Here is a 22808-nt window from a genome sequence, read left to right as displayed (position 1 = left end):
CACCCGTAGATCCACGCCATGCGTGGATGGCGTGGGCATCGGCGAAGGCAGCCACGCATGGCGTGGCTCTACCGAATCAACACCGTACGGATCAATACACCGTGGCGCGGCCCTGGACGAACGAATAGAAGAACACCGCGTTCGGGTCGTTCTGCACCAGGCGGAACTCGCGGCGCATGCCTTCCACGGTTTCCTCGTCCACCGAGCCGGCCTGCAGCAGCTGGTCGGAGGCCGACAGCAGCAGCTGCTCCCAGAACGCGATCATCGTCTTCCGACGGGCCGGTTCGCGGTTGTCCAGGTGGATGGTCTTGATCTCGGTATGCACGTCGCGGAAGCCGCCGGCCAGCAGCAGGTTGCCCAGCTTGGCGCCGACGAACGGGTCTCCCCCGTGGTCGTACTGGAAATCGTTGAAGGCCATCCAGTAGCGCCAGATATGCGGCGAATACGGGTCGAGCAGGAACGAGGCATTCATCACCTCGGTGATGTACACCGGTGAACCCGGCGCCAGCACGCGGCGCACTTCGCTCAGTACGCGTGCTGGTGACGGCACGTGCTCCAGCACCCAGCACAGGAACGCCGCGTCGAAGCTGCGTGCCTCGAACGGCAGCTCGCCGGCGTCGGCCTGCTGCAGGGTGTAGCGGTCGCTGCACCACGGCGTGCGCGCCAGGTTCTCGCGGGCGGTGGCCAGCTGCGTTTCGCTCAGGTCCACGCCGGTGACGTGCAGCTCGGGGAAGCGGCGCAGCAGGATCTCGGTCTGTGCGCCGACGCCGCTGCCGACTTCCAGCAGGCGCCGCGCGCCGCTGTAGTCGATCTGGCCGAAGATGCTCGATTCCAACAGCCGGGCCTGGGTCATCAGGCGCTGCTGTTCGGTGCCGGAGAATCCGTGCAGGTAGGTCGGGGAGGAGATCGGCGGGGTCATGGGGGCGGGCTCTTGTAGCGTCGAGCGTGCTCGACGGCTCCGGGAATTCAGTCGAGCAAGCTCGACGCTACGGTTTGAGGAATCGAGCAAGCTCGACTCGACGGCGTGGCAATACGCTCAGGCAGCAGATGACAACGCCGGTTCCCCGGCGATCAGGCGGTCGAAGTACTCGGTGGTCAGTGCGATCTGGCTCTGCGGGTCTTCGGCGCGGTTGACCACTGCGCGGAAGGCGGCGTTCTCCGGCCGGTCCTTGGCGTACCAGCCGAGGTGCTTGCGCGCGATGCGCACCCCCTGCGGCTCGCCATAGAACGCATGCAGCGCATGCAGGTGGCCAAGCAGGATGTCGCGCACTTCCGCCAGCGACGGCGGCGGCAGTTCCTCGCCGGTGGCCAGGTAGTGCGCCACCTCGCGGAAGATCCACGGCCGGCCCTGCGCGGAGCGACCGATCATCACTGCATCCACGCCGGTTTCCTTCAGGACGTACGCGGCCTTCTGCGGCGAGTCGATGTCACCGTTGGCGATCACCGGGATGCGCAGCGCCGCCTTGATCTCGCCGATGGTGCCGTACTCGGCCTGGCCGGTGTAATGCTGGTCGCGGGTGCGCCCATGCACGGCCAGCGCAGCGATGCCGCTGGCCTCGGCGATGCGGGCGATCACCGGGCCATTGCGGTGGTCGCAATCCCAACCGGTGCGGATCTTCAGCGTGACCGGCACGTCCACCGCGTTGACCACGGCTTCGAGGATGCGCGCCACCAGCTGTTCGTCGCGCATCAGTGCCGAGCCGGCCCAGGCGTTGCACACCTTCTTGGCCGGGCAGCCCATGTTGATGTCGATGATCTGCGCGCCGTGGTCCACGTTGTAGCGCGCGGCGTCGGCCAGCTGCTGCGGCTCGGTGCCGGCGATCTGCACGCTGATCGGTGCCGGTTCGCCCTCATGGTCCATGCGATGGATGGACTTGCGCGTGTTCCAGAAGCGCGGGTCGCTGATGGTCATTTCCGAGGCGGCCAGTCCCGCACCCAGCCGTTTGCACAGCAGGCGGAAGGGCTTGTCGGTGACGCCGGCCATGGGCGCCAGCACGACGTTGGGGGCAATGGTGTACGGGCCGATCTGCATGCGCCCATTGTAGGGCGCGGGCGACGGTACGGCCGTGTCGGGCACGGTCCGGTTCAGGCCGATCGGCACCGACCTCATGCCGTACCGGCATCAGCAGATGCTTGACGGTTGCTTCCGCCGCCCCCAGGGGCGGGCGATGGTGGGCGGCTACCCCAGGCTCTGCCAGGCCTGGCGGGTCCCCACGGCGAAAGCCAGCCCCAGGCCCAGGCAGACCAGCGAGCTGACCGCCCAGAAGCGCGCGCCGTTGTAGCCGGGCCGGAACAGCGCCAGGCCGAAACCCATCGCCGCACGCAGAAGCAGCAATGCAGCAATGCCGGGCAGGACCAGGCGGCTGCCCGGCAGCGGCGAATGCCAGCCCGCGGCTGCCAGTGCATACAGGGTCCAGGCCACCAGTACGGCGGTGATGCCGGCGGTCATCAGCGGCGGCCACCAATGCCCGGCCTGTGCCAGCCGGACCATGCGCGGGCCAGCACCGAAGTACCTGTACCACGCGGCGCCGAAGGCGATGCAGCCGATATGCAGCAGGGCCGCAGTGGCACTGCCGGCGGCCGCAACCAGCAACCAGGGGAATCCGTCCATGTCCTGCCCGTGCAAGGAAGCTGCGCGGATGGTGGGCGAGGGGCAGGGTGTGGGCAATGCGACAGGCGGTCGCAGCCGCTGGGAAATGGGCAAAAGAAAGGCCCGGGTGCCTGCACACCCGGGCCCTCTCATCCACGCATGGCGTGGATCTACTTTGCTTCGGAATCAGCCGGGGTGAAGCGCGGCATCGCCGCAGCGGCACCTTCCTTCTCGGTCGAACGGCCGGCGAACTGGTTGGCGAAGCGCACGTGGCGGGAGAACGGGGCGTCGGCCACCTGCGCCAGCGATGCGGCCAGCGCACCGTTGAAGGCATCACCGGCACCGGTGGTGTCGATGGCCTGCACCTGTTCGGCACCCACGCGGTAGTACGGCTGGGTATCGCCGCGCAGGTTCTCATCGGCATGCGACACGAACACGCCCACCGAACCCAGGGTCACCACCACGGTACCGTTGCCGACCAGCTTGCGGCACAGCGCGTGCAGGCTGGCGCCATCCAGCGCGGCGACGTCGTTGGCTTCCACGCGCTCGCCGACATGGCGGCCGAGCAGGGCGGCGAACTCGGTCTCGTTCGGGGTGATCACATCGGCCAGCTTGAGCAGGCCAATGGTCGAGGGTGCGTCGGCCGGTGCGGTGTTGAGCACCGTGGTGACACCGGCTTCGCGGGCCGTGGCCAGCGCCGCTTCGATGGTCGGTACCGGCGATTCCAGCTGCACCAGCACCACCTTGGCGGCCGTCAGCAGGGCCTGCTGCTGTTGCAGGAAGTCGGTGCTCAGCGCGGCATTGGCGCCCGGGCCGATCACGATGGTGTTGCGGCCACGGGCATCGACGTAGATGCCTGCGGTGCCGGTCGGCTCGCTGCTGGCCTCGGCGATCAGCGCGAAGCCATCCTGTGCGGCCAGTTCGCGCGCGGTGGCGCCACCGGCGTCATCGCCCAACGCGCACACGAAGTGGGTGTCGGCGCCGGCGCGGCAGGCGGCCACGGCCTGGTTGAAGCCCTTGCCACCGGGGCCGGTGCTGTAACGGCCGGCAATGGTCGCACCCGGTGCCGGCAGCGACTCGCACCGCCACACGTGATCGACATTGAAGGAACCGACGACAACGACACTGCTGCTCATAGGGAATCTTTTCTCAACCAAGGGTTCAACTGAAGTGCGTCAGCACGCCGGCGATGGTCGCCGTCATGAAGGTGGCAATGGTACCGCCCAGCACCGCGCGCAGGCCGAACTTGGCCAGATCGTGGCGACGTTCCGGCGCCAGGCCGCCGATGCCGCCGATCTGGATCGCGATCGAGCTGAAGTTGGCAAAGCCGCACAGCGCGTAGGTGGCGATCAGGCGGCCTTCCTCGGACAGGCTCACGCCGGCCACCTGGCCGTTCACGATCTGCGACAGCTCGGTGTAGGCCACGAACTCGTTGATCACGACCTTCTGGCCGATCAGCGAACCGACGGTGGTGGCATCAGCCCACGGGGTGCCGATCACCCAGGCGATCGGGGCCAGCACGTAACCGAAGATGGTCGACAGGTTGGTCGGCTTGCCGATGGCAGCGGCCAGGCCGGTCACATCGCCGATCCAGGTCAGCGGGGCGTTCAGCAGCGCGATCAGGGCGATGAAGGCCAGCAGCATCGCGCCGATGTTCAGCGCCAGCTTCAGGCCGTCACCGGCACCGGCGGCGGCCGCGTCGATGATGTTGCTGGAGGTCTTTTCGACTTCCATCTTCACCGTGCCGCGGGTGAGCGGGGTACCGGTTTCCGGGATCAGCAGCTTGGCCACGACCAGGGTGGCCGGTGCGGCCATGATGCTCGCCGCCAGCAGGTGCTTGGCGTAGAAGGCCTGCTGCGCCGGGTCGCCACCGCCGAGCATGCCCACGTAGGCCGCCAGCACGCCGCCGGCGATGTGGGCCATGCCGCCGATCATCATGGTCAGCAGCTCGGACTGGGTCATCTTGGCGATGTACGGGCGCACGGTCAGCGGCGCCTCGGTCTGGCCGATGAAGACGCTGGCGCAGACGCTGGTGGTTTCCGCGCCGGACACGCGCATCACCTTGGTGATCGACCACGCCATCACGCGCACGATCGCCTGCATGACGTTGAGGTGGTACATCACCCCCATCAGCGCCGAGAAGAAGATGATGGTCGGCAGCACCTGGAAGGCGAAGATGAAGCCGTAGTTCTTGGTGTCCATCAACGAGCCGAAGATGAAGCCCGAGCCCTCGTTGACGAAGCTGAGAACCTTGACGAAGCCCTTGCCCAGCGCGTCGAACACGTCGCGCCCGCCCGGCACCAGGATCACCAGCGCCGCGAACGCGATCTGCAGGGTGATACCGGTGGCAACCAGCTTCCAGTCAACCGCACGCTTGTTGTTGGAAAACAACCAGGTGATGCCGATCAGCACCGCCAACCCGAACAGGCCGAAGCCGATCCTGCCCAAACCTTCGACCATGTGAGTGACTCCCCTGGGGCGTCGCGAAAAACGGGAAGCCTAGTGCAGGGCAGGGGCCGGGGCAAGAAAAAGCAGCGTGCGCGCACCCATCGGTACCGATCAGGCCAGCAACGGCAAGGGCTTGCGGCCGGCGGCGGCAGGTAGAATGGGGCTCGATCCCGGCCCGGATGCGGGCCCGCAGCAGGAGATTCGCATGCAATACCGTCGCCTGGGCTCCACCGGCCTGCCGATTTCCGCCCTGTCCTTCGGCGCCTGGGTGACCTTCGGTGACCAGATCCCGCGCGACGAGGCCCGCAACCTGGTGGCTGCCGCCTGGGACCATGGCGTCAACTTCTTCGACAACGCCGAGGGCTATGCCAACGGCCGCGCCGAACAGGTGATGGGTGATGTGATCGCCGACCTGCACCTGCCGCGCGACGGCATCTGCGTCTCCAGCAAGGTGTTCTTCGGCAGCGCCAAGGACCCGCGGCCGACCCAGCGCGGCCTGTCGCGCAAGCATGTGACCGACGCCTGCCACGCTGCGCTCAAGCGCCTGCGGGTGGATTACCTGGACCTTTATTACTGCCATCGCCCGGATCCGGACGCGCCGATCGCCGAGACCGTGCATGCCATGGATACCCTGGTGCGGCAGGGCAAGATCCTCTACTGGGGGACCTCGGAGTGGTCGGCGGTGCAGATCCAGCAGGCGCTGGACATCGCCGAGGCGCGCAACCTGCAGGGCCCGTCGATGGAACAGCCGCAGTACAACCTGCTGCACCGCGAACGGGTCGAGGTCGAGTACGCGCCGCTGTATGCCGGTGCCGGCCTGGGCACCACCATCTTCTCGCCGCTGGCCTCGGGCCTGCTGAGCGGCAAGTACGACCAGGGCATTCCGGCCGACGCGCGGCTGGGCCGCGAGGGCATGGAATGGTTGCAGGCGCTGGTGCTGGGTGACGACGCTGGGGCCCGCCTGGCCCAGGTGCGCCGTTTCAGCGAGGTGGCGCGCGCACTGGGGCACGCCCCGGCCACGCTGGCCATCGCCTGGTGCCTGCGCAACCCGAACGTCTCCAGCGTGATCCTCGGTGCCAGCCGGGTCAGCCAGCTGCTGCAGAACCTGCAGGCGCTGGACGTGCTGGAGCAGGTTGACGCCGCCGGCTGGGCGCAGGTCGAAGCCGTCTTCGCCTGACAGCTCTCTGTAGAGTCGAGCCATGCTCGACTCCGCGCGCAGCGCGGGAGTTCCCAGGCGACGGCGCCAAGAGCAGTCGAGCATGGCTCGACGCTACAAGGGCGCTACGCCATTCTGATTGATGAGGTCTATCGAATTTTCGAATTCGATCATTAATCTCATCAATGAAATTGAGAATGGTTGTTGATTGTCAACTGAGAATCATTATCATTTAACTCGTCCCTCGCACGAGTCCAGATGCTCATGAATGCTCAACCTGTACTGCTGCGCCCCGAAACGCTGACCCTCCGCGATCGTCCGGTCCGTGTCGTTCCGCCGGAAGAGGTCATCGACAGCGAAGCCCTGCTCAAGGGCCGTCGTGAAATCCTGATCCAGCACGGCGATCGCTTCTACCGCCTGCGGCACACCAGCAACGACAAGCTGATCCTGACCAAGTAATCGCGGCCTGGTCGCCCGCCCCCCTCCCTCCTGCCGGCTGCGCCGACAGGGTGGGCGACCCGTCCGCTCCCGCTCTCTCCCCCTCGGTCTACCGCGTGCACCTTCCGGGTGTGCCGGTAACCGGGGGTTCCCCTGCCTGACCGAACGAACCCGATGACCCGCCCTACCGCCCTTTGCCTTGCCGTCTGGATGGCCCTGCCGCTGTCCGCCCATGCTGCTGCCGCGGCCTCCGCCGCACCCGATGCGCGCGAATTCGACCGCGTGCAGGTCACCGCCACCCGTACCGAACGGGCGGTGAGCGATGTGGCGGCCACCGTCGATGTCATCGACCGCGAGCAGATGGACCGGCACCTGGTGCAGGACATCAAGGATCTGCTGCGCTACGAGCCGGGCCTGTCGGTCAGCCGCAGCGCCGCGCGCTTCGGCCTCGGCAGCATCCGCATCCGTGGCCTGGACGGCAACCGCGTGCGTGTGCAGACCGATGGCATCGCCATGCCGACCAGCTTCAATATCGGTTCGTTCTCCAACGCCAACCGCAACTTCACCGACCTGGACACGCTCAAGCGCGTGGAGATCGTGCGCGGCCCGGCCAGCTCGCTGTACGGGTCCGATGCGCTCGGTGGTGTGGTTGCCTTCGTCACCAAGGATCCGGCCGATTACCTGAAGGACGGCAAGGACAGCTACGTCGGCCTGAAGTTCGGCTATGACGGCGAGTGGAAAGGCCTGCTCGGCGGCGTCACCAGTGCGTTCGGCGGCGAACACTGGAGCGGCATGGTCAACATCAACCATCGCCAGGGCCAGGAAACCGGCAACAAGGGCGACGTGCGCAGCCTCGACAACACCCGCACCGCGCCCAACCCGCAGGACCGCGATGGCCGCAGTGGCCTGGCCAAGCTGGTCTATGCACCCAGCGAGGACCAGCGCTTCCGGCTGACCGTGGAAGGCAACGAAGACAACACCGATACCAACGTGCTGTCCTCGATCGACCGCACCACCACCACTGGCATGAAGGCACGCGACACGCAGAACCGCACCCGCGTGTCGTTCGCCCATGAAATGGATGCGCTGGACAAGGGCTTCGCCGACAGCCTGCATTGGCAGCTGTATACCCAGCACAGTGAAACCACCCAGATCACCGATGAGGACCGCGCCAACCGCAGCCGCCGCCACCGCGAGTTCAACTTCGACCAGCGCGTGTACGGCCTGCAGGCGCAGTTCAACAAGGCGTTCAGCACCGGCAGCGTCGAGCACGCGTTGACCTACGGCTTCGAGGGCGCGCGCACCGAGATCCGCCAGAAGCGCGACGGCTACCAGGTGCTGGCCAATGGCCAGACCAGCACCACCATCCTGCCCGACGCCTTCCCGGTGCGCGATTTCCCGATCAGCAAGACCACCGAGCTGGGCCTGTACGCACAGGATGAGATGCGCATGGCCAACGGCAAGCTGTCGCTGGTGCCGGGCGTGCGCGTGGACCGCTACGAACTGAAGCCGGAGGTGGACAGCATCTTCGCCGAAGACAACCCCGGCGTTGCGGTGGCCAAGCTGACCAAGACCAGCGTGTCGCCGAAGCTGGGCATGGTCTATCGCTTCACCGACGAATGGTCGCTGTTCGCGGGTTACTCGCATGGCTTCCGCTCGCCGCCGTACAACGACGTCAACCTGGGCTTCACCAACTTCGCCTTCGGTTACACCGCCATTCCCAATCCGGACCTGAAGCCGGAAACCAGTGACGGCATGGAACTGGGCCTGCGCTTCCTGTCGCCGGCGGCCTACGTCAGCGTCAGCGGCTACTACAACGAGTACAAGGACTTCATCGAGTCGCAGTCGCTGGTCGGTACCAACGCACAGGGCCTGATGGTGTTCCAGTCGCGCAACATCGCCGATGCGCGCATCTACGGTGCCGAGATGAAGGCCGGCGTCGACTTCGGCCAGATCAGCCCGGCGCTGCAGGGCTGGGCGCTGCGCAGTTCGGTGGCCTGGTCGCGCGGTGACAACAAGACCGAAGACACGCCGCTGGATTCGGTCGACCCGCTGCGTGGCACCGTCGGCCTGATGTACGACACCGATACCTGGGGCGTCGAACTGGCCGGTACCTTCGTCAAGCGCAAGGACCGCGTCACTGCGGCCACGGTGTACCGCCCGGCCGGCTACGGCGTGGCCGACCTGATGGCGCACTGGAACTTCGCCCCGGGCGCGACCTTCAACGTCGGCGTGTTCAACCTGGGCGACAAGCGCTACATCGACTGGTCCAACGTGGGTTCGACGCTGTCGCCGACCAGCCGCGTGCTGGACCGCTATACCAGCCCGGGCCGCACCCTCTCCGCAAGCCTTGCCGTTTCCTGGTGACCTCATGAGCCGAGCCTTGTCCGCACGCAGGAACGACGCCATCGCCGCGCAGGGCAGCGCGGCCTGGCCGACGCCGGCGCAGCTGGCCACGCTCGGCACCGTGTTGTGCCTGTACCGGGCTGACGGCAACGAGCTCGGTGGCTGGCGCCAGGCAGTACGCGTGCATGCCTGCCAGGGCGTGGACAGCGAGGGCGTGCGCGAAAGCCTGTGTTTCCTCGATGCCCGCGGCCGTTGTGTGTGGCGCCTGTACCTGCTGCCCGACAGCGATTTCCTGGCCTGGGACCGGCTGGTCGCGGCGTTGCCGCCGGGCCCGGAACATGACAGCGATGGCAGTGTCGGCGAACGCCTGTGGCGGCGCCTGGCCGGGCACCTCGGCGGCCAGCGCTGGCGCCTGTGCACGCTGCGCCTGCATGCCGCCGACGATGGCCGCACCCTCGCTGCAAGCCTGTCGACGTTGTCCTCGCTGGGCGCAGCCACCGCGCGTCGCATCGCGCGCTTGGAAGGTGCCGAAGGCGAGCTGGCGATCGACGATTGCTGCTGCGCCGACGCTGCACGCCGGCCGACACCGCAGGTTCCCGGCGACCTGCCGCTGATCCGCCTGTGATCCTTTCCTGATGGAACGCCCGACGGCCACGGATGGCCTCTCAACGACCCTGCAACCCCGAAGGAAGACCCTGATGAAGTTCCAGACAGCCAGCGCGATGCTGCTGCTCGCCGCCAGCGGCGCGGCCGGCGCGCAGCCCTCCGACATCGCCCGCGACCACGACAGCATCCTTGCCATGCAGGGCGAATACACCGTCGATTTCGCCTTCGACGAGACCGTGCTGCTCAAGCCCGGCTACGAGCGTGCGCCGGCGATGCGCAGCGGCGGCAACGAGCTGGTCATCGTGGTCGAGGACACCCCCAGGCGCATCGTGCTGCAGCACCTGCTGCTGGACGAGAAGAGCGGCCACATCACCAAGCACTGGCGCCAGGACTGGGTCTACGAAGCGCCGAACCGCTTCGAGTTCAGTGCCGACCAGACCTGGCAGGTGCGCAGCATTCCGGCGGCCGTGAACAAGGGCGCCTGGACCCAGTGCGTGTACGAAGTGAGCGATGCACCGCGCTACTGCGGCACCGGCACCTGGACCTACACCAACAACGTGCCGACCTGGACCAGCGACCTCAGCTGGCGCCCGTTGCCGCGTCGTGAATACACCAAGCGCAGCGACTACAACGCGCTGGCCGTGGTCAACCGCCACACGCTCACGCCCAATGGCTGGACCCACGAGCAGTTCAACACCAAGGTGCAGCGCAACGCCGACGGCAGCCAGGTGGAGATCGCCCGCGAGTTCGGCTTCAACGACTACGTGAAGACCACCGAGATCGACTTCACTCCGGCCCGCGACTACTGGAAGGCCACCGCCGGTTACTGGGCCAAGGTGCGCCAGCGCTGGGACGGCTTCCTCGGCCAGGCCCCGGGCGTGCACCTGAAGACCAAGCTCGATGGCATGGCGATGATCATCCCGCTGTTCACCCAGGCTGAAGAGATCCAGTCCGGCAAGAAGGTGAAGGACACGCAGATCGACGAGGTGTTCGCCAAGTACGTTGAGAAGGCACCGAAGGAAGGCTGATCGCCACGGTGCCGGTGGGTGCCGGGTTTGCCCGGCACCGCATCCACGCATGGCGTGGATCTACTGACCTTTGCCTCGCACTCAGGACACCGGTCCACCCAGCGTGGTCAGGTCCAGCCCGGCGTCCTGGAACGTACGCAGGGTGGCCTGCAGGCTCGCCTCGTCATCGCGTGTGCGGACGCCCATGATGGCGTCGCTGCAGCGCGCGCGGTCCGTGCTGCACGCCTGCGGGTCGGGCAGCAGCAGCGCGGTCTGCGCGACCAGGATCGCCATGTGCGCGACTTCCTTTCTCGGCGTTGGTTGCCCCCGGTAGAACCGGTCGAACTCCGCGCGCAGGTCGGCCAGCACCTCGGCATCACCACGCGCGTGCGCTGCATCGGCGGGAACCAGATAGGTCTGGCGGCCCTCATGGAAAGCGCGCACCTCATCGGCCAGCACCGTTTCCAGCACGAAGGCCTGCACCGGGTCCGGGACATGGCCCACCGCAGTGCGGGCACATGCGGGCAGCATCGCCAACAGCAGCGGCACGCCGACGAGAAGCGCGCGCAGGCAGAAGCCGTGTCTCATTGCTATTCCTTGAACATCAGGAACGCCGCCACCACGATCAATCCGAACGCGGCGTAGTGGTTCCACTTCAGCGGCTGGCCCAGGTAGAACGCGGAGAACACCGCGAACACCAGCAGCGTGATCACCTCCTGCATGCCCTTCAGCTGCGGCGCCGAATACACCGCGCTGCCCAGCCGGTTGCCGGGCACCTGCAGGCAGTACTCGAAGAAGGCGATGCCCCAGCTGACCAGGATGACCATCATCAGCGGCGCGCTCTTGTACTTCAGGTGGCCGTACCAGGCGAAGGTCATGAAGATGTTGCTGCCGAGCAGCAGCAACACCGGGTACAGGTAAGCGGCGAACGACGTGCCGGGCATCCGGGCGATCTCGTGGGGTGGGGCGCGCAGCATAGCGCCGGCCCCACCCCGTGGGTGTCATGGCCGCGTCAGGCTTCGCGCAGCGCCAGTGCCGGCGGCGTATGCAGGATCGTCCGCGTGCCCCACCAGCCGGCCAGCAGGCTCAACCCGATGCCGGCCACGCCGCCCATCAGCAGGCCCGGCCACGGCGGCAGCAACGGCAGCTCGAACACTTTCTGCGAGACCACCACGCCGATGGCGGCGGCGGCGCCCACCGCCAGCAACGCCGCCAGCGTGCCCAGCGCGCCGAACTCGACCAGCACCGCGCCGCGCAGCTGGCGCCGGGTCGCGCCCAGCGTGCGCAGCACCGCGCTGTCGTAGCGGCGTTCGCCGGCCGTGGCCTGCAGCGCGGCCAGCAGCACCAGCACGCCCGCCAGCAGGCTGAACACCATCACCAGCTGCACCGCCTGCGCCACCCGTTCCATCACATCGCGCACCTGCGAGATCACTGCGTCCACGTCCAGCAGCGACAGGTTCGGCTGCGCGCGTACCAGCTCGCCCAGTCCGGCCGCCTTGCCGGCCGGCAGATGGAACGCGGACAGCAGGTTGTGCGGGGTGTCGCCCACCGCATTCGGGTTCAGCAGCACGAAGAAGTTCGGCCGGAAGGTGTTCCAGTCGGCCTTGCGCACGCTGGTCACGGTGAATTCGCGTTCCTGTTCGCCCACTGCAATGCTGATGCGGTCGCCCGGGTACACGCCGTAGCGCTTGGCCCAGCCGATTTCCACCGACGCCTCTGCCGCGGTGCTGTCGGCCTTCCAGAAGGTGCCGTTGACCAGCGTGTTGGCCGGCGGGAAGGTGCTGCGCCAGCTGAAGTTCAACGGCCGGTTCTCGTCATCGTCGTCGCGCTGGGCCTCGCTGGACGCCGGCTGCCCGTTCTGTTCAGGCGAGCGGTCCACGCGCAGCGGCGGCTTGCCGTTGATCGCGATCAGGCGGCCGGTGGCCATCGGTTCGATGCTGGCGTCATTGGCGCCCAGTCCACGCAGCGTGGCCAGCACGCTGTCGCGCTGCTCGGGCTGGATGTTGATCAGGAAGTAGTTGGGGGTATCCGCGGGCAGGCGCTCGCGCCACTGCTGCAGCAGGCCGGGTCCGGTCACTGCCAGCAGCAACAGCGCGCACAGCGACAGCGACAGCCCGACCAGCTGCATCACCGCCAGCAGCCGGCGTCGGGTCAGCGCGGCCAGGCCCAGCCGCCAGTTGCCATGCAGGCGGTGCTGCAGGCCGCGCAGCAGTTGCAGCAGCACGAAGCCGGCCCCACCGGCTGCCACCGCCAGTGCGGCCAGGCCGCCCAGCACCCACAGCGCCAGTTTCAGGTCGCCGGTGACCTGCACCGCCAGCAGCAGACTGGCGGCCAACGCCGCCACATAGGCCAGCAACGAGGCCGGCGGCAGCGCGGCGAAGGAACGGTTGAGCACGCGCATTGGCGGCACCCCGCGCAGGCGCAGCAGCGGCGGCAGACCGAAGCCGAACAGCAGCAACAGGCCGATGCCAGCGCCGGTCAGCGCAGGCATCGCCTCGGGCAGCGGCAGCCGCTGCGGCACCAGGCTGCCCAGCACCTGCACCAGGCCTTCCTGCGCGGCCATGCCCAGGCCGATGCCGAGCGCACAGGCCGGTACCGCCAGCATCAGCAGCTGCAGCGCCAGGCCCAGCAGGATGTCGCGCTGGCGCGCGCCGAGGCAGCGCAGGATCGCCACCTGGTCGATGCGGCGCAGTGCGAAGCGGTTGGCCGCCAGCGCCGTGGCCACACCGGCCAGCAGCACGGCCAGCAGTGCACTCAGGCCGAGGAAGCGCCCGGCGAGGTCGAAGGCCTGGCGCACGCCACGCTGGGTGTCGTCCACGCTCAGCAGGCGCAGGCCTTTCACCTGCGGCAGCAGCCACTGGCGCAGCGCCGCGATCGGCTCCGCCGCGCCGGCGAACATCAGCCGGTAGTTGATGCGGCTGCCGGGGCCGAGCAGTCCCGTGCCTTCAACATCGGCGCGGTTGACCAGCAGGGTCGGCGAGAGCGTCAGCAGGTCGCCGCCGCTGTCCGGCTCGGCCTCGATGATGCCGGCGATGCGCAGCGTGCCGGCGCCGAATTCGAGGTCATCGCCGGCCTTCAGCCCCAGCCCCTGCAGCAGGCGTGGGTCGGCGTAGGCCTGGCCCTTGGGCGGCATGCCGGCATCGGCGATCAACGCACCGCCGGGCGTGGCCCGTACCCGCAGCGTGCCGCGCAGCGGGTAGCCCGCCTGCACGGCCTTGATGCTGGCCATCTGGCTGGCATCGCCGTTGAACAGCACGCTGCCGAAACTGGCGATACGGGTGTAGGCCAGTCCACGCCGTTGTGCCTCGTCGGCGAACGCCTGCGGCGGGTCATCGCGCGCGGCGATGCCGAGGTCGCCGCCGAGCATTTCCGCCGCGCTGCCGGTCAGCGCCAGGTTGACCCGGTTCACCAGCGTGCCTACGGCGGTCATCACCGCCACGCCCAGCACCAGCGCGGCGAACACGGTCAGCAGGTCGCCGGCCAGGGCCTCGCGGCGCAGCGCGCGCCACGCGTGCCGCAGCACGTTCATGCCTGGGCCCCACGCTCGACCGGCAACAGGCGGCCGTCGTCGATGCGGTGGATGTACTGGCAGCGCTGGGCCAGGCGCAGGTCGTGGGTGACCAGCACCAGGGTGGTGCCGCTGCCGGCATTGAGCTCGAACAGCAGGTCGCTGATGTGCTGGCCGGTGGCGTGGTCCAGCGAGCCGGTCGGTTCGTCGGCGAACAGGATGCGCGGGCGGGTGACGAAGGCACGTGCCAACGCCACGCGCTGCTGCTCGCCGCCGGACAGCTGGCGCGGGTAGTGGCGGGCGCGATGGGCCAGGCCGACCTGCGCCAGCACCTCGTCCACCCGCGCGCGGTCCTCGCGCCCGGCCAGTTCCAGCGGCAGTGCGACGTTTTCGGCGGCGGTCAGTGCCGGCAGCAGGTGGAAGCTCTGGAACACGAAGCCGACTTCGCGCGCGCGCAGCTGGGCGCGCGCCTCTTCATCGAGATCGCCCAGATCCTGGCCGGACAGGGCGATGCGGCCGCGGCTGGGCTGGTCCAGCCCGGCCAGCAGGCCGAGCAGGGTGGTCTTGCCGGAACCGGAGGCGCCGACGATGGCCGCGCTGGTCCCTTCATGGACGGTCAGGGTGATGTTGTCCAGTATGTGGACTTCACCCTCCGGGCCCTGCACGGATTTGCCGACCTGGTCGACGGCGATGGCGACGGGCGCGCTGCGGGGGGACAGGCTGTCGATGAGGAGACTCCAATGCGCAAGACGGGATGGAGCCGGCGAGCCGGCGCGATGATGGTGCTGCTGCTAGGGTTCCTGCTGCTGCCCGGGCTGGCCTGTGCCAAAGGTCCGGCCGGCACCGTGCTGGTGCTCGGCGACAGCCTCAGTGCTGCCCACAATATCCCTGTCGACGCCGGCTGGGTCAGCCTGCTGCAGCAGCGGGTCAGGCAGCAGTCGAAAACCCCGGCGCGCATCGTGAATGCCAGCATGAGCGGGGAAACCACTGCCGGCGCGCTGACCCGCCTGCCGGACCTGCTGGCGAGGGAAAAGCCGACCGTAGTGGTGATCGCGCTGGGCGGCAATGACGCGCTGCGCGGGCTGACCCCGGCGCAGGTGCAGGGCAACCTGGAGAAGATGGTGCAGGCCAGCCAGAAGGCCGGTGCCAAGGTGCTGCTGCTGGGCATCGACGTACCGCCCAACTATGGGCCGGCGTATCGCCAGCGCCTGGCAGCGGCCTACAAGGCGCTGGCCACGCAGTACAAGGTGCCGCTGCTGCCGTTCCTGCTGGAGGGCGTGGCCCTGCAGCCGGGCATGATGCAGGCCGATGGCCTGCACCCCACGGCACAGGCGCAGCCGAAGGTGCTGGACAATGTCTGGCCGCTGCTCAGGCCGCTGCTCTGAATCGTTTTGATTTCCTCTTGACGGAACTTCACATCACGTCCACCGTCGATCCGGCATGTTTCACAAAGCTGAAGTTAGAGGGAATCACATGCGTCAGACGAAGGAGACTTCCGGCTTGGTGCTGGTGGTCGAAGACAACCGCAATATCTCCGAGATGATCGGGGAATACCTGGAAGGTCGCGGCTTCGAAGTCGACTATGCACAGGACGGCCTGGATGGCTACCGCCTCGCGGCGGAGAACAGCTATGACGTCGTGGTGCTCGACCTCATGTTGCCGCGCCTGGATGGCATCGAAGTATGCCGTCGCCTGCGCAACGATGCGCGCAAGTCCACACCGGTGCTGATGCTCACGGCACGCGACACCCTGGACGACAAGCTCACCGGCCTGGGTTTCGGCGCCGATGACTACCTGACCAAGCCGTTCGCGATCCAGGAGCTGGAAGCCCGCCTGCGCGCGCTGATCCGTCGCGAACGTCGCCAGGTCGGTTCGGAGGTGCTGAAGGTGGCCGATCTGGTGCTCGACCCGGTCAGCATGCGGGCGACCCGTGCCGGCACCGAGCTGCAGCTGTCGCCGATCGGCCTGCGCCTGCTGACCATCCTGATGCGCGAATCGCCGCGCGTGGTCACCCGCCAGGAGATCGAACGCGAGATCTGGGGCAATGGCCTGCCGGATTCGGACACCCTGCGCAGCCATCTGTACAACCTGCGCAAGATCATCGACAAGCCGTTCGACCGTCCGCTGCTGCACACCGTGCAGAGCGCCGGCTACCGCATTGCCGATATTGCCCAGCCGATGGCCTGATCGAGGCCCGTGCCGGTGCAGCTGCAAGGCCGGCCGGGCAATGGCCATGCACGGAGCAGGGGATGACCGGCCGGCGTTGTCGCCGGTCATCGTCCGTGCACGACTACGGCGCGGTGCGCTGCCTATAATCGCAGCGCTCTGACCGGGACCCCGCAATGCCGCACGGCCTGCCGCGCAAGATCCGTATCGCCTTCATCCTGCAGGCAGTTCTGGCCAGCCTGGGCATCCTGCTCGGTGCCTGGCTGGTCTCGCTGGTGATCAAGCACAGCCTGGTCGGCGCGGCCCTGCGCGAGGAAGCGGCGTACTACTGGACGCTGCACGAGGCGTCGCCCGTGCAGCCGCCACCCAACACCCAGAACATCCGCGGCTACCTGCTGGAAAGCGGGCAGTCTGCGCTGTCGTTGCCGGCCAACCTGCGCAACCTGGAGCCCGGTTTCCACGAGCTGCCCAAGGATGACCAGCTGGTGCTGGTCGATGTGCGCCCGGCCGGCCGCCTGTACCTGGTATTCCTGCGTTCGCGCGCGGAAATGCTGGCCTTCTGGTTCGGCATCGTGCCGGTGCTGCTGACCTTGCTGGCGGTGTATGGCGCCAGCTGGGTCACCTACCGGGCCTCCAAGCGCCTGGTGTCGCCGGTGAACTGGCTGGCGCGGCGCGTGTCGCGCTGGGACCCGGGCCACCCGGAGGCGGCCGACCTGGAGCCGAACAAGCTGCCGGCGGACATGCAGGGCGAGACCCGGCAGCTGGCGGCCGCGCTGCATTCGCTGGCCAACCGGGTCAGCGCGCATGTGGCCCGCGAGCGCAACTTCACCCGCGATGCCAGCCACGAGCTGCGCACGCCGTTGACCGTCATCCGCGTGGCCAGCGACATGGCCCTGGGCGATGAAACCCTGCAGCCGCGCCTGCGCCGCAGCCTGCAGCGCATCCAGCGTGCCGGCCGTGACATGGAGGCGGTGATCGATGCGTTCCTGATCCTGGCCCGCGAGGCCGACGTCGAACCGCAGATCGAGCTGTTCGACGTCAACGACATCGTCCGCTACGAGGTGGACAACGCCAACGAGCTGCTGGGCAACCGGCCGGTGTCGGTGCACCTGCACAGCGAAGGCCCGGTGCAGCTGCACGCGCCGCCGCGGGTGCTGCAGGTGGTGGTCAGCAACCTGGTGCGCAACGCCTGCAGCTACACCGACGAAGGGCGCATCGACGTGCAGGTGCTCAATGACCGGGTGGTGGTGCGTGATACCGGCATCGGCATGTCCGCTGAAGCGCTGTCGCGCGCGTTCGAACCGTTCTACCGTGCTGAGCCGAGCCGCCCGCAGGGCACCGGCCTGGGCCTGTCGATCGTGCGCCGGCTGTGCGACCGCTTCGGCTGGAAGGTCAGCCTGGCCAGCGAGCCGGGCAAGGGCACCGAAGCCACGGTGATCTTCCGGTAGAGGGCTTTGGCCGGGCTGCGCCCGGCACCCGCCGAGGCAACATCAACATCAAAAGCGGGCATTCCGAGGAGTGGCGGGGCGGCGTGGGTGTGCAGGACACGCCGTAAATCCCCCTCCGGGGTCCGGCCCAGCCGCTGGCGGCTGGGCGTTCGGGCGCTTGCGAAGCAGTGCTTCGCAAGCAAAGCGCCCTCACCCATGGGGGCTCGATGGCGCCATCCATGGCGCCAACGGTCCTGCACACCCACACCGCCCCGCCTTCGACAGTTCCCCGCGATCCGCAGTGGATCCACGCCATGCGTGGATGAATTCAGTAGATCCACGCCATGCGTGGATGAAGTTGCGGCAGCGCCGGGCCATGCCCGACGCACGCCTGCGTCAATCGCACTTCACCTTCGGCGCCAACGCCCTGGTCCAGATCGCATACCCCGCCGGGGTCATGTGCAGCATGTCCTCGCGGAACAGCGTCTCGTCGGGCTGTCCATCGGCGCCGAGCATCGGCGTGTAGATGTCGGTGAAGCCGGTATTGGGCAGCTTGGCCAGCGCGGCCTTGATCAGCGTGTTGGCTTCGTTGATCGCCGGCAGCAGGTGCGCGCGCGACGGGCTCGGCTTGATCGACAGGTACTCCACCCTGGTCTTCGGCAGGTCGCGATGCACGCGCTGCACGAAGGCGACCACGTCGTCGCGCACCTGCACGGCGCTGCGGCCGCTGTTGAGGTCGTTGTCACCGGCGTAGAAGAACACCTTGCACGGCGCATAGGGCACCACGATGCGGTCTGCATACCAGGTGCTGTCGCGCACTTCCGAACCGCCGAAGCCGCGGTTGAACACCGGCTGGCCGGGGAAGTCGGTGGCCAGGCTCTCCCAGAAGCGGATCGAGGAGCTGCCGATGAACTCGATGCCACCGCGCGGCGGCGGGTTGGACTGGTCGGCGCTGGCGAAGCGGGCCATGTCGCCGGCCCAGGCCACGTTGGAGACCTGTTCGGGCACCTGCGGCGGCCTGGCCGGGCTCAGGGCCTGGGCCAGCGGTGCGGCAGTCAGCAGGCCCAGCATCAGCAGGCAGGTACGGCGACGGGACATCAGGCGCTCCAGCAGGCAAGGGGGCTTCCATCATAGGAGCACGGCCCAGCCCGGTGCTTGCCCCTGGCAGGCCGTTCAGCGGGCCGGCGCGGGGTGCGGTTGGCGGCCTTGTGGCAAAATGGCGGCCATCTGCCTATTCCTGTGCACCCATGATTCCCTGCCGTGCGTCTGAGCGGTCGCTGCGCCGCGCCCCTGTTGCTGGATGTTCCACCCGTGGCTGATCAGTTCGGCCACATGCCCCGCGGCCCGCGCCGCATCTTCCAGGCCGCCCGCTGGTCCTGGCAGGGCCTGCGCGCCGCCTGGCTGCACGAGTCCTCGTTCCGGCTGGAGGTGTACCTGCTGGTGATGCTGACTCCGGTCGCGATCTGGCTGGGCCAGACCCCGGTCGAACGCGCGCTGCTGATCGGCTCGATGCTGCTGGTGCTGGCGATGGAGCTGGCCAACTCGGCCATCGAAGCGGTGATCGAACGCTACGGCAGCGAGATCCACGAGCTGGCCGGCCGCGCCAAGGACATGGGCTCGGCGGCGGTGTTCGTGCTGATGATGAACGTGCTGCTGTGCTGGGCGCTGGTCGTGGTTCCGCACGCGCTGGCCGGCAGCTACGGCTGAAACCCCATTCCCCCACTGCCTTGAAGAGTTTCCATGTCCTTTGAGTTCCTCGCCGACCCCAATGCCTGGGTGACCCTGTTCACCCTCAGCGCGCTGGAAATCGTGCTCGGCATCGACAACCTGGTGTTCATTTCCATCGCGGTCAGCAAGCTGCCGGAAGAGCGCCGCCCGTTCGCCCGCAAGCTCGGCATCGCGGTGGCCTGCATCACCCGCATCGGCCTGCTGGTGTCGCTGGCCTACCTGGCGCACATGGCGGCCAACCTGTTCACCGTGGCCGGCATGGGCATTTCGATCCGCGACCTGGTGCTGATCGTCGGTGGCCTGTTCCTGATCATCAAGGGCTGCATGGAGATCAAGGAACTGATCAGCGGTGGCGAGGACGAAGACCCCAGCACCACCAAGGCCTCGGCCGTGTTCGGCTACGTGATCGCCCAGATCGCGGTGATCGACATCGTGTTCTCGCTGGACTCGGTGATCACCGCTGTCGGCATCGCCGACCACATCCCGGTGATGGTGGCCGCCATCCTGCTGTCGGTGCTGGTGATGCTGCTGGCCGCCAACCCGCTGGGTCGCTTCATCGACGCCAACCCGACCGTGAAGATGCTGGCCCTGGCCTTCATCCTGATGATCGGTGCGGTGCTGATCCTGGATGGCCTGGACGTGCACGTGCCCAAGCCCTACATCTACGCCGCGATGGGCTTCTCGGTGCTGGTGGAGTGGCTGAACCTGCTGATGCGCCGCCGCGCCCGCGAACACAACGTGCCGGGCGCCGGCAACTGGTAAGCGCGCCACTGGCACGTGTGTCACCCAGAACCCCCGGCCTGGCCGGGGGTTCTGCGTTGTGGGGCCCGGTTCTGCAACGGCACTGCGGTTTTTGCACTTGTGGCGGGGTTCCGGCCTCCACTTGTGAACCAGGATCAACAGTGTTTTCCCGGGGCGAGGCTTAATCCGGTGTGGCAAAGCGCGCAGGCTACGCACTCCCGATTCCCGCCCCCCAGGAAACCCTCATGAATTCCAGAGCCGCCTTGCTGGCGCTTGCCGTCGGCGCCTTCGCCATCGGTACCACCGAGTTTGCCCCGATGGGCCTGCTGCCGGTCATCGCAGACGGCGTGGGTGTCGGCATTCCCACCGCCGGCATGCTGATCACTGCCTACGCCGTGGGCGTGATGCTGGGCGCACCGGTGATGACCCTGCTGATGGGCCGTTTCGGCAAGCGCACCGCGCTGATGCTGCTGATGTCGATCTTCGTGGTCGGCAACCTGCTGTCGGCGCTGGCCCCGAACTACGGGCTGCTGTTGTTGTCGCGCCTGGTCACCAGCCTCAACCACGGTGCCTTCTTCGGCATCGGTGCGGTGGTCGCCGCCAGCCTGGTGCCGAAGGAAAAGCAGGCCGCAGCCGTGGCCACCATGTTCATGGGCCTGACCATCGCCAACATCGGCGGTGTACCGCTGGCCACCTGGGTGGGCCAGCAGCTCGGCTGGCGCCTGTCCTTCGCCGGTACGGCCGTGCTGGGCCTGATCGCGATCACCGCACTGGGCTTCGCGCTGCCGGCGTCCGCACCGGGGCCGCGCCCGGACGTGCGCCGCGAACTGAAGGCGATCCTGCAACCGCCGGTGCTGCTGGCGATGGCCACCACCGTGCTCGGCGCGGGTGCCATGTTCACCCTCTACACCTACGTGGCGCCGGTACTGACCGAACTGACCGGTGCCTCCAACGGCTTCATCGCGATGTCGCTGGCGCTGATCGGTATCGGCTTCACCCTCGGCAACGGCATCGGTGGGCGCATGGCCGACTGGTCGCTGGATGGCGCCACACGGATCCTGCTGGCCGTCCTGGCGGTGCTGATGTTCGTGCTGCCGTTGGCCTTCATGAGCCACGCCACCGCGGCGCTCGGTGTACTGCTGTTCGGCGCGGCGACCTTCGCCCTCGTACCGCCGCTGCAGATCCGGGTGATGCAGGCGGCCAGCGAGGCGCCGGGCCTGGCGTCGTCGATCAACGTCGGTGCGTTCAACCTGGGCAATGCCGTGGGTGCGGCGCTGGGCGGTGCGGTGATCAGCTCGGGTCTGGGCTATGCCGCGATTCCGGTGGCCGGTGGCCTGCTGGCGGCATCGGGCCTGCTGCTGGCATGGCTGGGGCGGACTCGCACTGCGGTGGCCGAGGCTTGCTGAGGAGTGTTGGATTCCGGCAGGGCTTGCAGCCCTGCACCCGCCGAGGCCACTGCAACAGCAACAGCTTGCATTCCGTGGGATGGCGGGGTGGGTCCGGTGGCGGGGGACGCCGTAAACCCGTCCATGGAGGCTTGGCCGCGGCTTGCTCGTGTGCGCGGTCCTGCGCACACGGCAAGACCAGGGTTGGGCGTCCTGCCCAACCCGCCCGAGGCATGCCTCGGGCCCATGCCGCGGACACCCCCGCCACCGGACCCACCCCGCCTTCGACAGTTTTCCGCGATCTGTCGCAACGGCGTTCCGCTCTGGTAGGTGTCGACCTTGGTCGACACGAATGCCTGAAGAACCGGCTTTTGCTTTTGATTTTTTCTTTTGATCTTCCCGCGGTGCGCAGGAAACCGTATGAGGCCGGGCGGGTGGGCGTGGCGGGGGTATCCGCGCCATGGATGGCGCGGCTAAGCCTCCAGGGACGGATTCACGGCGTCCCCCGCCATGCCCACCCGCCCGGACTACTCAGGCGATCCATGAGCATGGCCACCGCGGAGGGGGCGGCGCCCGATGGCCGGTCTTTCACCCGAACCATGGCATGCTCGGCGCCAAGCCCACCCGGAACCTCCGCCATGCGCCTGTTCACCCGCGTCCTGCCCCTGATGCTGTTGGCCTCCCTGCTGTCCGGCTGCGGCTACAACGCCATCCAGCAGAAGGATGAAGCGGTCAAGGCCAGCTGGTCGGAGGTCATCAACCAGTACAAGCGCCGCGCCGACCTGGTGCCCAACCTGGTGCAGACCGTGAAGGGCTTCGCCAGCCAGGAAGAGCGCGTGCTGACCGAAGTCACCAACGCCCGCTCGCGGGTCGGCCAGATCAACGTCAACGCCGACGACGAAGCCTCGCTCAAGCAGTTCCAGCAGGCCCAGGGCGAACTCGGCAGCGCGCTGTCGCGGCTGCTGGTGGTTTCCGAAAACTATCCGCAGCTGAAGTCCGACCAGAACTTCCGCGACCTGCAGGCGCAGCTGGAAGGCACCGAGAACCGCGTCACTGTCGCGCGCGGCCGCTACATCCAGCAGGTGCAGGACTACAACACCTACATCCGCTCGTTCCCGCAGGTGATCACCGCCAAGATCTTCGGTTACAAGACCAAGCCGAACTTCACCGTGGACAACGAAGCGCAGATCTCCAACGCACCGGCGGTCGATTTCGGCAACGCGCCGCAGCAGCAGCCGGCACCGCAGCCGGGCCACTGACCG

At 67.8% G+C, this 22808-nt stretch carries 22 protein-coding genes; 12 read left to right on the top strand and 10 right to left on the bottom strand.

Translation table 11 applies throughout. From position 1 onward, the window contains the following. Nucleotides 1-91: 91 nt before the first annotated feature. From BKE09_RS07730 to BKE09_RS07710, 5 genes are all read right to left on the bottom strand, one after another. Nucleotides 92-919: a class I SAM-dependent methyltransferase gene (locus BKE09_RS07730; RefSeq protein ID WP_075675346.1), complete on the bottom strand. Its 828-nt coding sequence runs from the start codon at nucleotides 917-919 to the stop codon at nucleotides 92-94. 117 nt (nucleotides 920-1036) lie between these two features. Then, a complete protein-coding gene (dusB, locus tag BKE09_RS07725) occupies nucleotides 1037-2032 on the bottom strand; it encodes a tRNA dihydrouridine synthase DusB (RefSeq protein ID WP_075676632.1) in 996 nt (331 codons plus the stop codon). Between the two features lie 147 nt (nucleotides 2033-2179). Beyond that, nucleotides 2180-2611 carry a hypothetical protein gene (locus BKE09_RS07720; RefSeq protein WP_075675345.1) on the bottom strand — a complete coding sequence of 144 codons (432 nt, stop codon included), beginning with the start codon at nucleotides 2609-2611 and terminating at the stop codon, nucleotides 2180-2182. A gap of 149 nt (nucleotides 2612-2760) precedes the next feature. Then, complete coding sequence (locus BKE09_RS07715; protein WP_075675344.1) at nucleotides 2761-3726, bottom strand: ribokinase; 966 nt, start codon at nucleotides 3724-3726, stop codon at nucleotides 2761-2763. Between the two features lie 25 nt (nucleotides 3727-3751). Further along, nucleotides 3752-5050: a nucleoside transporter C-terminal domain-containing protein gene (locus BKE09_RS07710; protein WP_049444396.1), complete on the bottom strand. Its 1299-nt coding sequence runs from the start codon at nucleotides 5048-5050 to the stop codon at nucleotides 3752-3754. Nucleotides 5051-5243: 193 nt separating this feature from the next. Here BKE09_RS07710 and BKE09_RS07705 point away from each other — a divergent pair, with 193 nt between their 5' ends. The 5 genes from BKE09_RS07705 (at nucleotide 5244) to BKE09_RS07685 (ending at nucleotide 10612) form a co-directional block, all read left to right on the top strand. Then, nucleotides 5244-6215 carry an aldo/keto reductase gene (locus BKE09_RS07705; protein ID WP_075676630.1) on the top strand — a complete coding sequence of 324 codons (972 nt, stop codon included), beginning with the start codon at nucleotides 5244-5246 and terminating at the stop codon, nucleotides 6213-6215. A 243-nt stretch (nucleotides 6216-6458) separates the two neighbouring features. After that, entirely contained in the window at nucleotides 6459-6653 is a 195-nt protein-coding gene (locus BKE09_RS07700; protein ID WP_005412278.1) for a hemin uptake protein HemP, read from the top strand. A gap of 189 nt (nucleotides 6654-6842) precedes the next feature. Further along, nucleotides 6843-8999 carry a TonB-dependent hemoglobin/transferrin/lactoferrin family receptor gene (locus BKE09_RS07695; protein WP_075675343.1) on the top strand — a complete coding sequence of 719 codons (2157 nt, stop codon included), beginning with the start codon at nucleotides 6843-6845 and terminating at the stop codon, nucleotides 8997-8999. A 4-nt stretch (nucleotides 9000-9003) separates the two neighbouring features. Further along, on the top strand, nucleotides 9004-9603 hold the full coding sequence (locus BKE09_RS07690) for a Hemin transport protein (RefSeq protein ID WP_075675342.1): 600 nt from the start codon (nucleotides 9004-9006) through the stop codon (nucleotides 9601-9603). Nucleotides 9604-9676: 73 nt separating this feature from the next. Further along, entirely contained in the window at nucleotides 9677-10612 is a 936-nt protein-coding gene (locus BKE09_RS07685) for a DUF6607 family protein (RefSeq protein WP_075675341.1), read from the top strand. Nucleotides 10613-10693: 81 nt separating this feature from the next. Here the strand turns inward: BKE09_RS07685 and BKE09_RS07680 are convergent, their stop codons facing one another. The 4 genes from BKE09_RS07680 to BKE09_RS07665 form a co-directional block, all read right to left on the bottom strand. Beyond that, on the bottom strand, nucleotides 10694-11179 hold the full coding sequence (locus tag BKE09_RS07680) for a hypothetical protein (RefSeq protein ID WP_075675340.1): 486 nt from the start codon (nucleotides 11177-11179) through the stop codon (nucleotides 10694-10696). A gap of 2 nt (nucleotides 11180-11181) precedes the next feature. Next, nucleotides 11182-11535 carry a DMT family protein gene (locus tag BKE09_RS07675; RefSeq protein ID WP_049444405.1) on the bottom strand — a complete coding sequence of 118 codons (354 nt, stop codon included), beginning with the start codon at nucleotides 11533-11535 and terminating at the stop codon, nucleotides 11182-11184. A gap of 68 nt (nucleotides 11536-11603) precedes the next feature. Then, nucleotides 11604-14120, bottom strand: coding sequence for an FtsX-like permease family protein (locus BKE09_RS07670; RefSeq protein ID WP_075675339.1), 2517 nt, complete (start codon nucleotides 14118-14120; stop codon nucleotides 11604-11606). Then, nucleotides 14117-14764 (bottom strand): ATP-binding cassette domain-containing protein, encoded by a 648-nt coding sequence (locus BKE09_RS07665; protein ID WP_075675338.1) that lies wholly within the window; start codon nucleotides 14762-14764, stop codon nucleotides 14117-14119. Before BKE09_RS07665 ends, BKE09_RS07670 begins: the two co-directional genes overlap by 4 nt. 75 nt (nucleotides 14765-14839) lie before the next feature. Between BKE09_RS07665 and BKE09_RS07660 the strand changes: the two genes are divergently transcribed. The 3 genes from BKE09_RS07660 to BKE09_RS07650 all read left to right on the top strand — a co-directional run bounded on the left by BKE09_RS07660 (nucleotide 14840) and on the right by BKE09_RS07650 (nucleotide 17713). Beyond that, nucleotides 14840-15484, top strand: coding sequence for an arylesterase (locus tag BKE09_RS07660; protein ID WP_075675337.1), 645 nt, complete (start codon nucleotides 14840-14842; stop codon nucleotides 15482-15484). Between the two features lie 88 nt (nucleotides 15485-15572). Continuing rightward, nucleotides 15573-16286 carry a response regulator transcription factor gene (locus BKE09_RS07655; protein ID WP_002811889.1) on the top strand — a complete coding sequence of 238 codons (714 nt, stop codon included), beginning with the start codon at nucleotides 15573-15575 and terminating at the stop codon, nucleotides 16284-16286. A gap of 155 nt (nucleotides 16287-16441) precedes the next feature. Continuing rightward, entirely contained in the window at nucleotides 16442-17713 is a 1272-nt protein-coding gene (locus BKE09_RS07650; RefSeq protein ID WP_014036023.1) for a HAMP domain-containing sensor histidine kinase, read from the top strand. Nucleotides 17714-18088: 375 nt separating this feature from the next. On the opposite strand, the gene BKE09_RS07645 is transcribed toward BKE09_RS07650, so the two are convergent. Next, the gene (locus BKE09_RS07645; protein WP_075675336.1) at nucleotides 18089-18790 is read right to left on the bottom strand and encodes an SGNH/GDSL hydrolase family protein; all 702 of its coding nucleotides are present in this window, start codon (nucleotides 18788-18790) and stop codon (nucleotides 18089-18091) included. Nucleotides 18791-19003: 213 nt separating this feature from the next. Between BKE09_RS07645 and BKE09_RS07640 the strand changes: the two genes are divergently transcribed. The 4 genes from BKE09_RS07640 to BKE09_RS07625 all read left to right on the top strand — a co-directional run bounded on the left by BKE09_RS07640 (nucleotide 19004) and on the right by BKE09_RS07625 (nucleotide 22805). Beyond that, nucleotides 19004-19399, top strand: a complete 396-nt coding sequence (locus BKE09_RS07640; RefSeq protein ID WP_014036025.1) for a diacylglycerol kinase — start codon at nucleotides 19004-19006, stop codon at nucleotides 19397-19399. A gap of 33 nt (nucleotides 19400-19432) precedes the next feature. Then, nucleotides 19433-20182: a TerC family protein gene (locus BKE09_RS07635; RefSeq protein ID WP_005408127.1), complete on the top strand. Its 750-nt coding sequence runs from the start codon at nucleotides 19433-19435 to the stop codon at nucleotides 20180-20182. A 224-nt stretch (nucleotides 20183-20406) separates the two neighbouring features. Next, nucleotides 20407-21567 (top strand): MFS transporter, encoded by a 1161-nt coding sequence (locus BKE09_RS07630; RefSeq protein WP_075675335.1) that lies wholly within the window; start codon nucleotides 20407-20409, stop codon nucleotides 21565-21567. A 617-nt stretch (nucleotides 21568-22184) separates the two neighbouring features. Continuing rightward, nucleotides 22185-22805, top strand: coding sequence for a LemA family protein (locus BKE09_RS07625; protein ID WP_014036028.1), 621 nt, complete (start codon nucleotides 22185-22187; stop codon nucleotides 22803-22805). Nucleotides 22806-22808: the final 3 nt, after the last annotated feature.

Origin of the sequence: Stenotrophomonas sp. TD3 (assembly GCF_001939825.1) — a bacterium.
GTDB lineage: Bacteria > Pseudomonadota > Gammaproteobacteria > Xanthomonadales > Xanthomonadaceae > Stenotrophomonas.
This window is presented reverse-complemented; position numbering and strand designations above follow the sequence as displayed.

Coding starts and splice junctions, on each gene's coding strand:
- BKE09_RS07730 (WP_075675346.1), bottom strand. CDS start 919: ATGACCCCGCCGATCTCCTCCCCGACCTACCTGCACGGATTCTCCGGC.
- dusB (WP_075676632.1), bottom strand. CDS start 2,032: ATGCAGATCGGCCCGTACACCATTGCCCCCAACGTCGTGCTGGCGCCC.
- BKE09_RS07720 (WP_075675345.1), bottom strand. CDS start 2,611: ATGGACGGATTCCCCTGGTTGCTGGTTGCGGCCGCCGGCAGTGCCACT.
- BKE09_RS07715 (WP_075675344.1), bottom strand. CDS start 3,726: ATGAGCAGCAGTGTCGTTGTCGTCGGTTCCTTCAATGTCGATCACGTG.
- BKE09_RS07710 (WP_049444396.1), bottom strand. CDS start 5,050: ATGGTCGAAGGTTTGGGCAGGATCGGCTTCGGCCTGTTCGGGTTGGCG.
- BKE09_RS07705 (WP_075676630.1), top strand. CDS start 5,244: ATGCAATACCGTCGCCTGGGCTCCACCGGCCTGCCGATTTCCGCCCTG.
- BKE09_RS07700 (WP_005412278.1), top strand. CDS start 6,459: ATGAATGCTCAACCTGTACTGCTGCGCCCCGAAACGCTGACCCTCCGC.
- BKE09_RS07695 (WP_075675343.1), top strand. CDS start 6,843: ATGGCCCTGCCGCTGTCCGCCCATGCTGCTGCCGCGGCCTCCGCCGCA.
- BKE09_RS07690 (WP_075675342.1), top strand. CDS start 9,004: ATGAGCCGAGCCTTGTCCGCACGCAGGAACGACGCCATCGCCGCGCAG.
- BKE09_RS07685 (WP_075675341.1), top strand. CDS start 9,677: ATGAAGTTCCAGACAGCCAGCGCGATGCTGCTGCTCGCCGCCAGCGGC.
- BKE09_RS07680 (WP_075675340.1), bottom strand. CDS start 11,179: ATGAGACACGGCTTCTGCCTGCGCGCGCTTCTCGTCGGCGTGCCGCTG.
- BKE09_RS07675 (WP_049444405.1), bottom strand. CDS start 11,535: ATGCCCGGCACGTCGTTCGCCGCTTACCTGTACCCGGTGTTGCTGCTG.
- BKE09_RS07670 (WP_075675339.1), bottom strand. CDS start 14,120: ATGAACGTGCTGCGGCACGCGTGGCGCGCGCTGCGCCGCGAGGCCCTG.
- BKE09_RS07660 (WP_075675337.1), top strand. CDS start 14,840: ATGCGCAAGACGGGATGGAGCCGGCGAGCCGGCGCGATGATGGTGCTG.
- BKE09_RS07655 (WP_002811889.1), top strand. CDS start 15,573: ATGCGTCAGACGAAGGAGACTTCCGGCTTGGTGCTGGTGGTCGAAGAC.
- BKE09_RS07650 (WP_014036023.1), top strand. CDS start 16,442: ATGCCGCACGGCCTGCCGCGCAAGATCCGTATCGCCTTCATCCTGCAG.
- BKE09_RS07645 (WP_075675336.1), bottom strand. CDS start 18,790: ATGTCCCGTCGCCGTACCTGCCTGCTGATGCTGGGCCTGCTGACTGCC.
- BKE09_RS07635 (WP_005408127.1), top strand. CDS start 19,433: ATGTCCTTTGAGTTCCTCGCCGACCCCAATGCCTGGGTGACCCTGTTC.
- BKE09_RS07630 (WP_075675335.1), top strand. CDS start 20,407: ATGAATTCCAGAGCCGCCTTGCTGGCGCTTGCCGTCGGCGCCTTCGCC.
- BKE09_RS07625 (WP_014036028.1), top strand. CDS start 22,185: ATGCGCCTGTTCACCCGCGTCCTGCCCCTGATGCTGTTGGCCTCCCTG.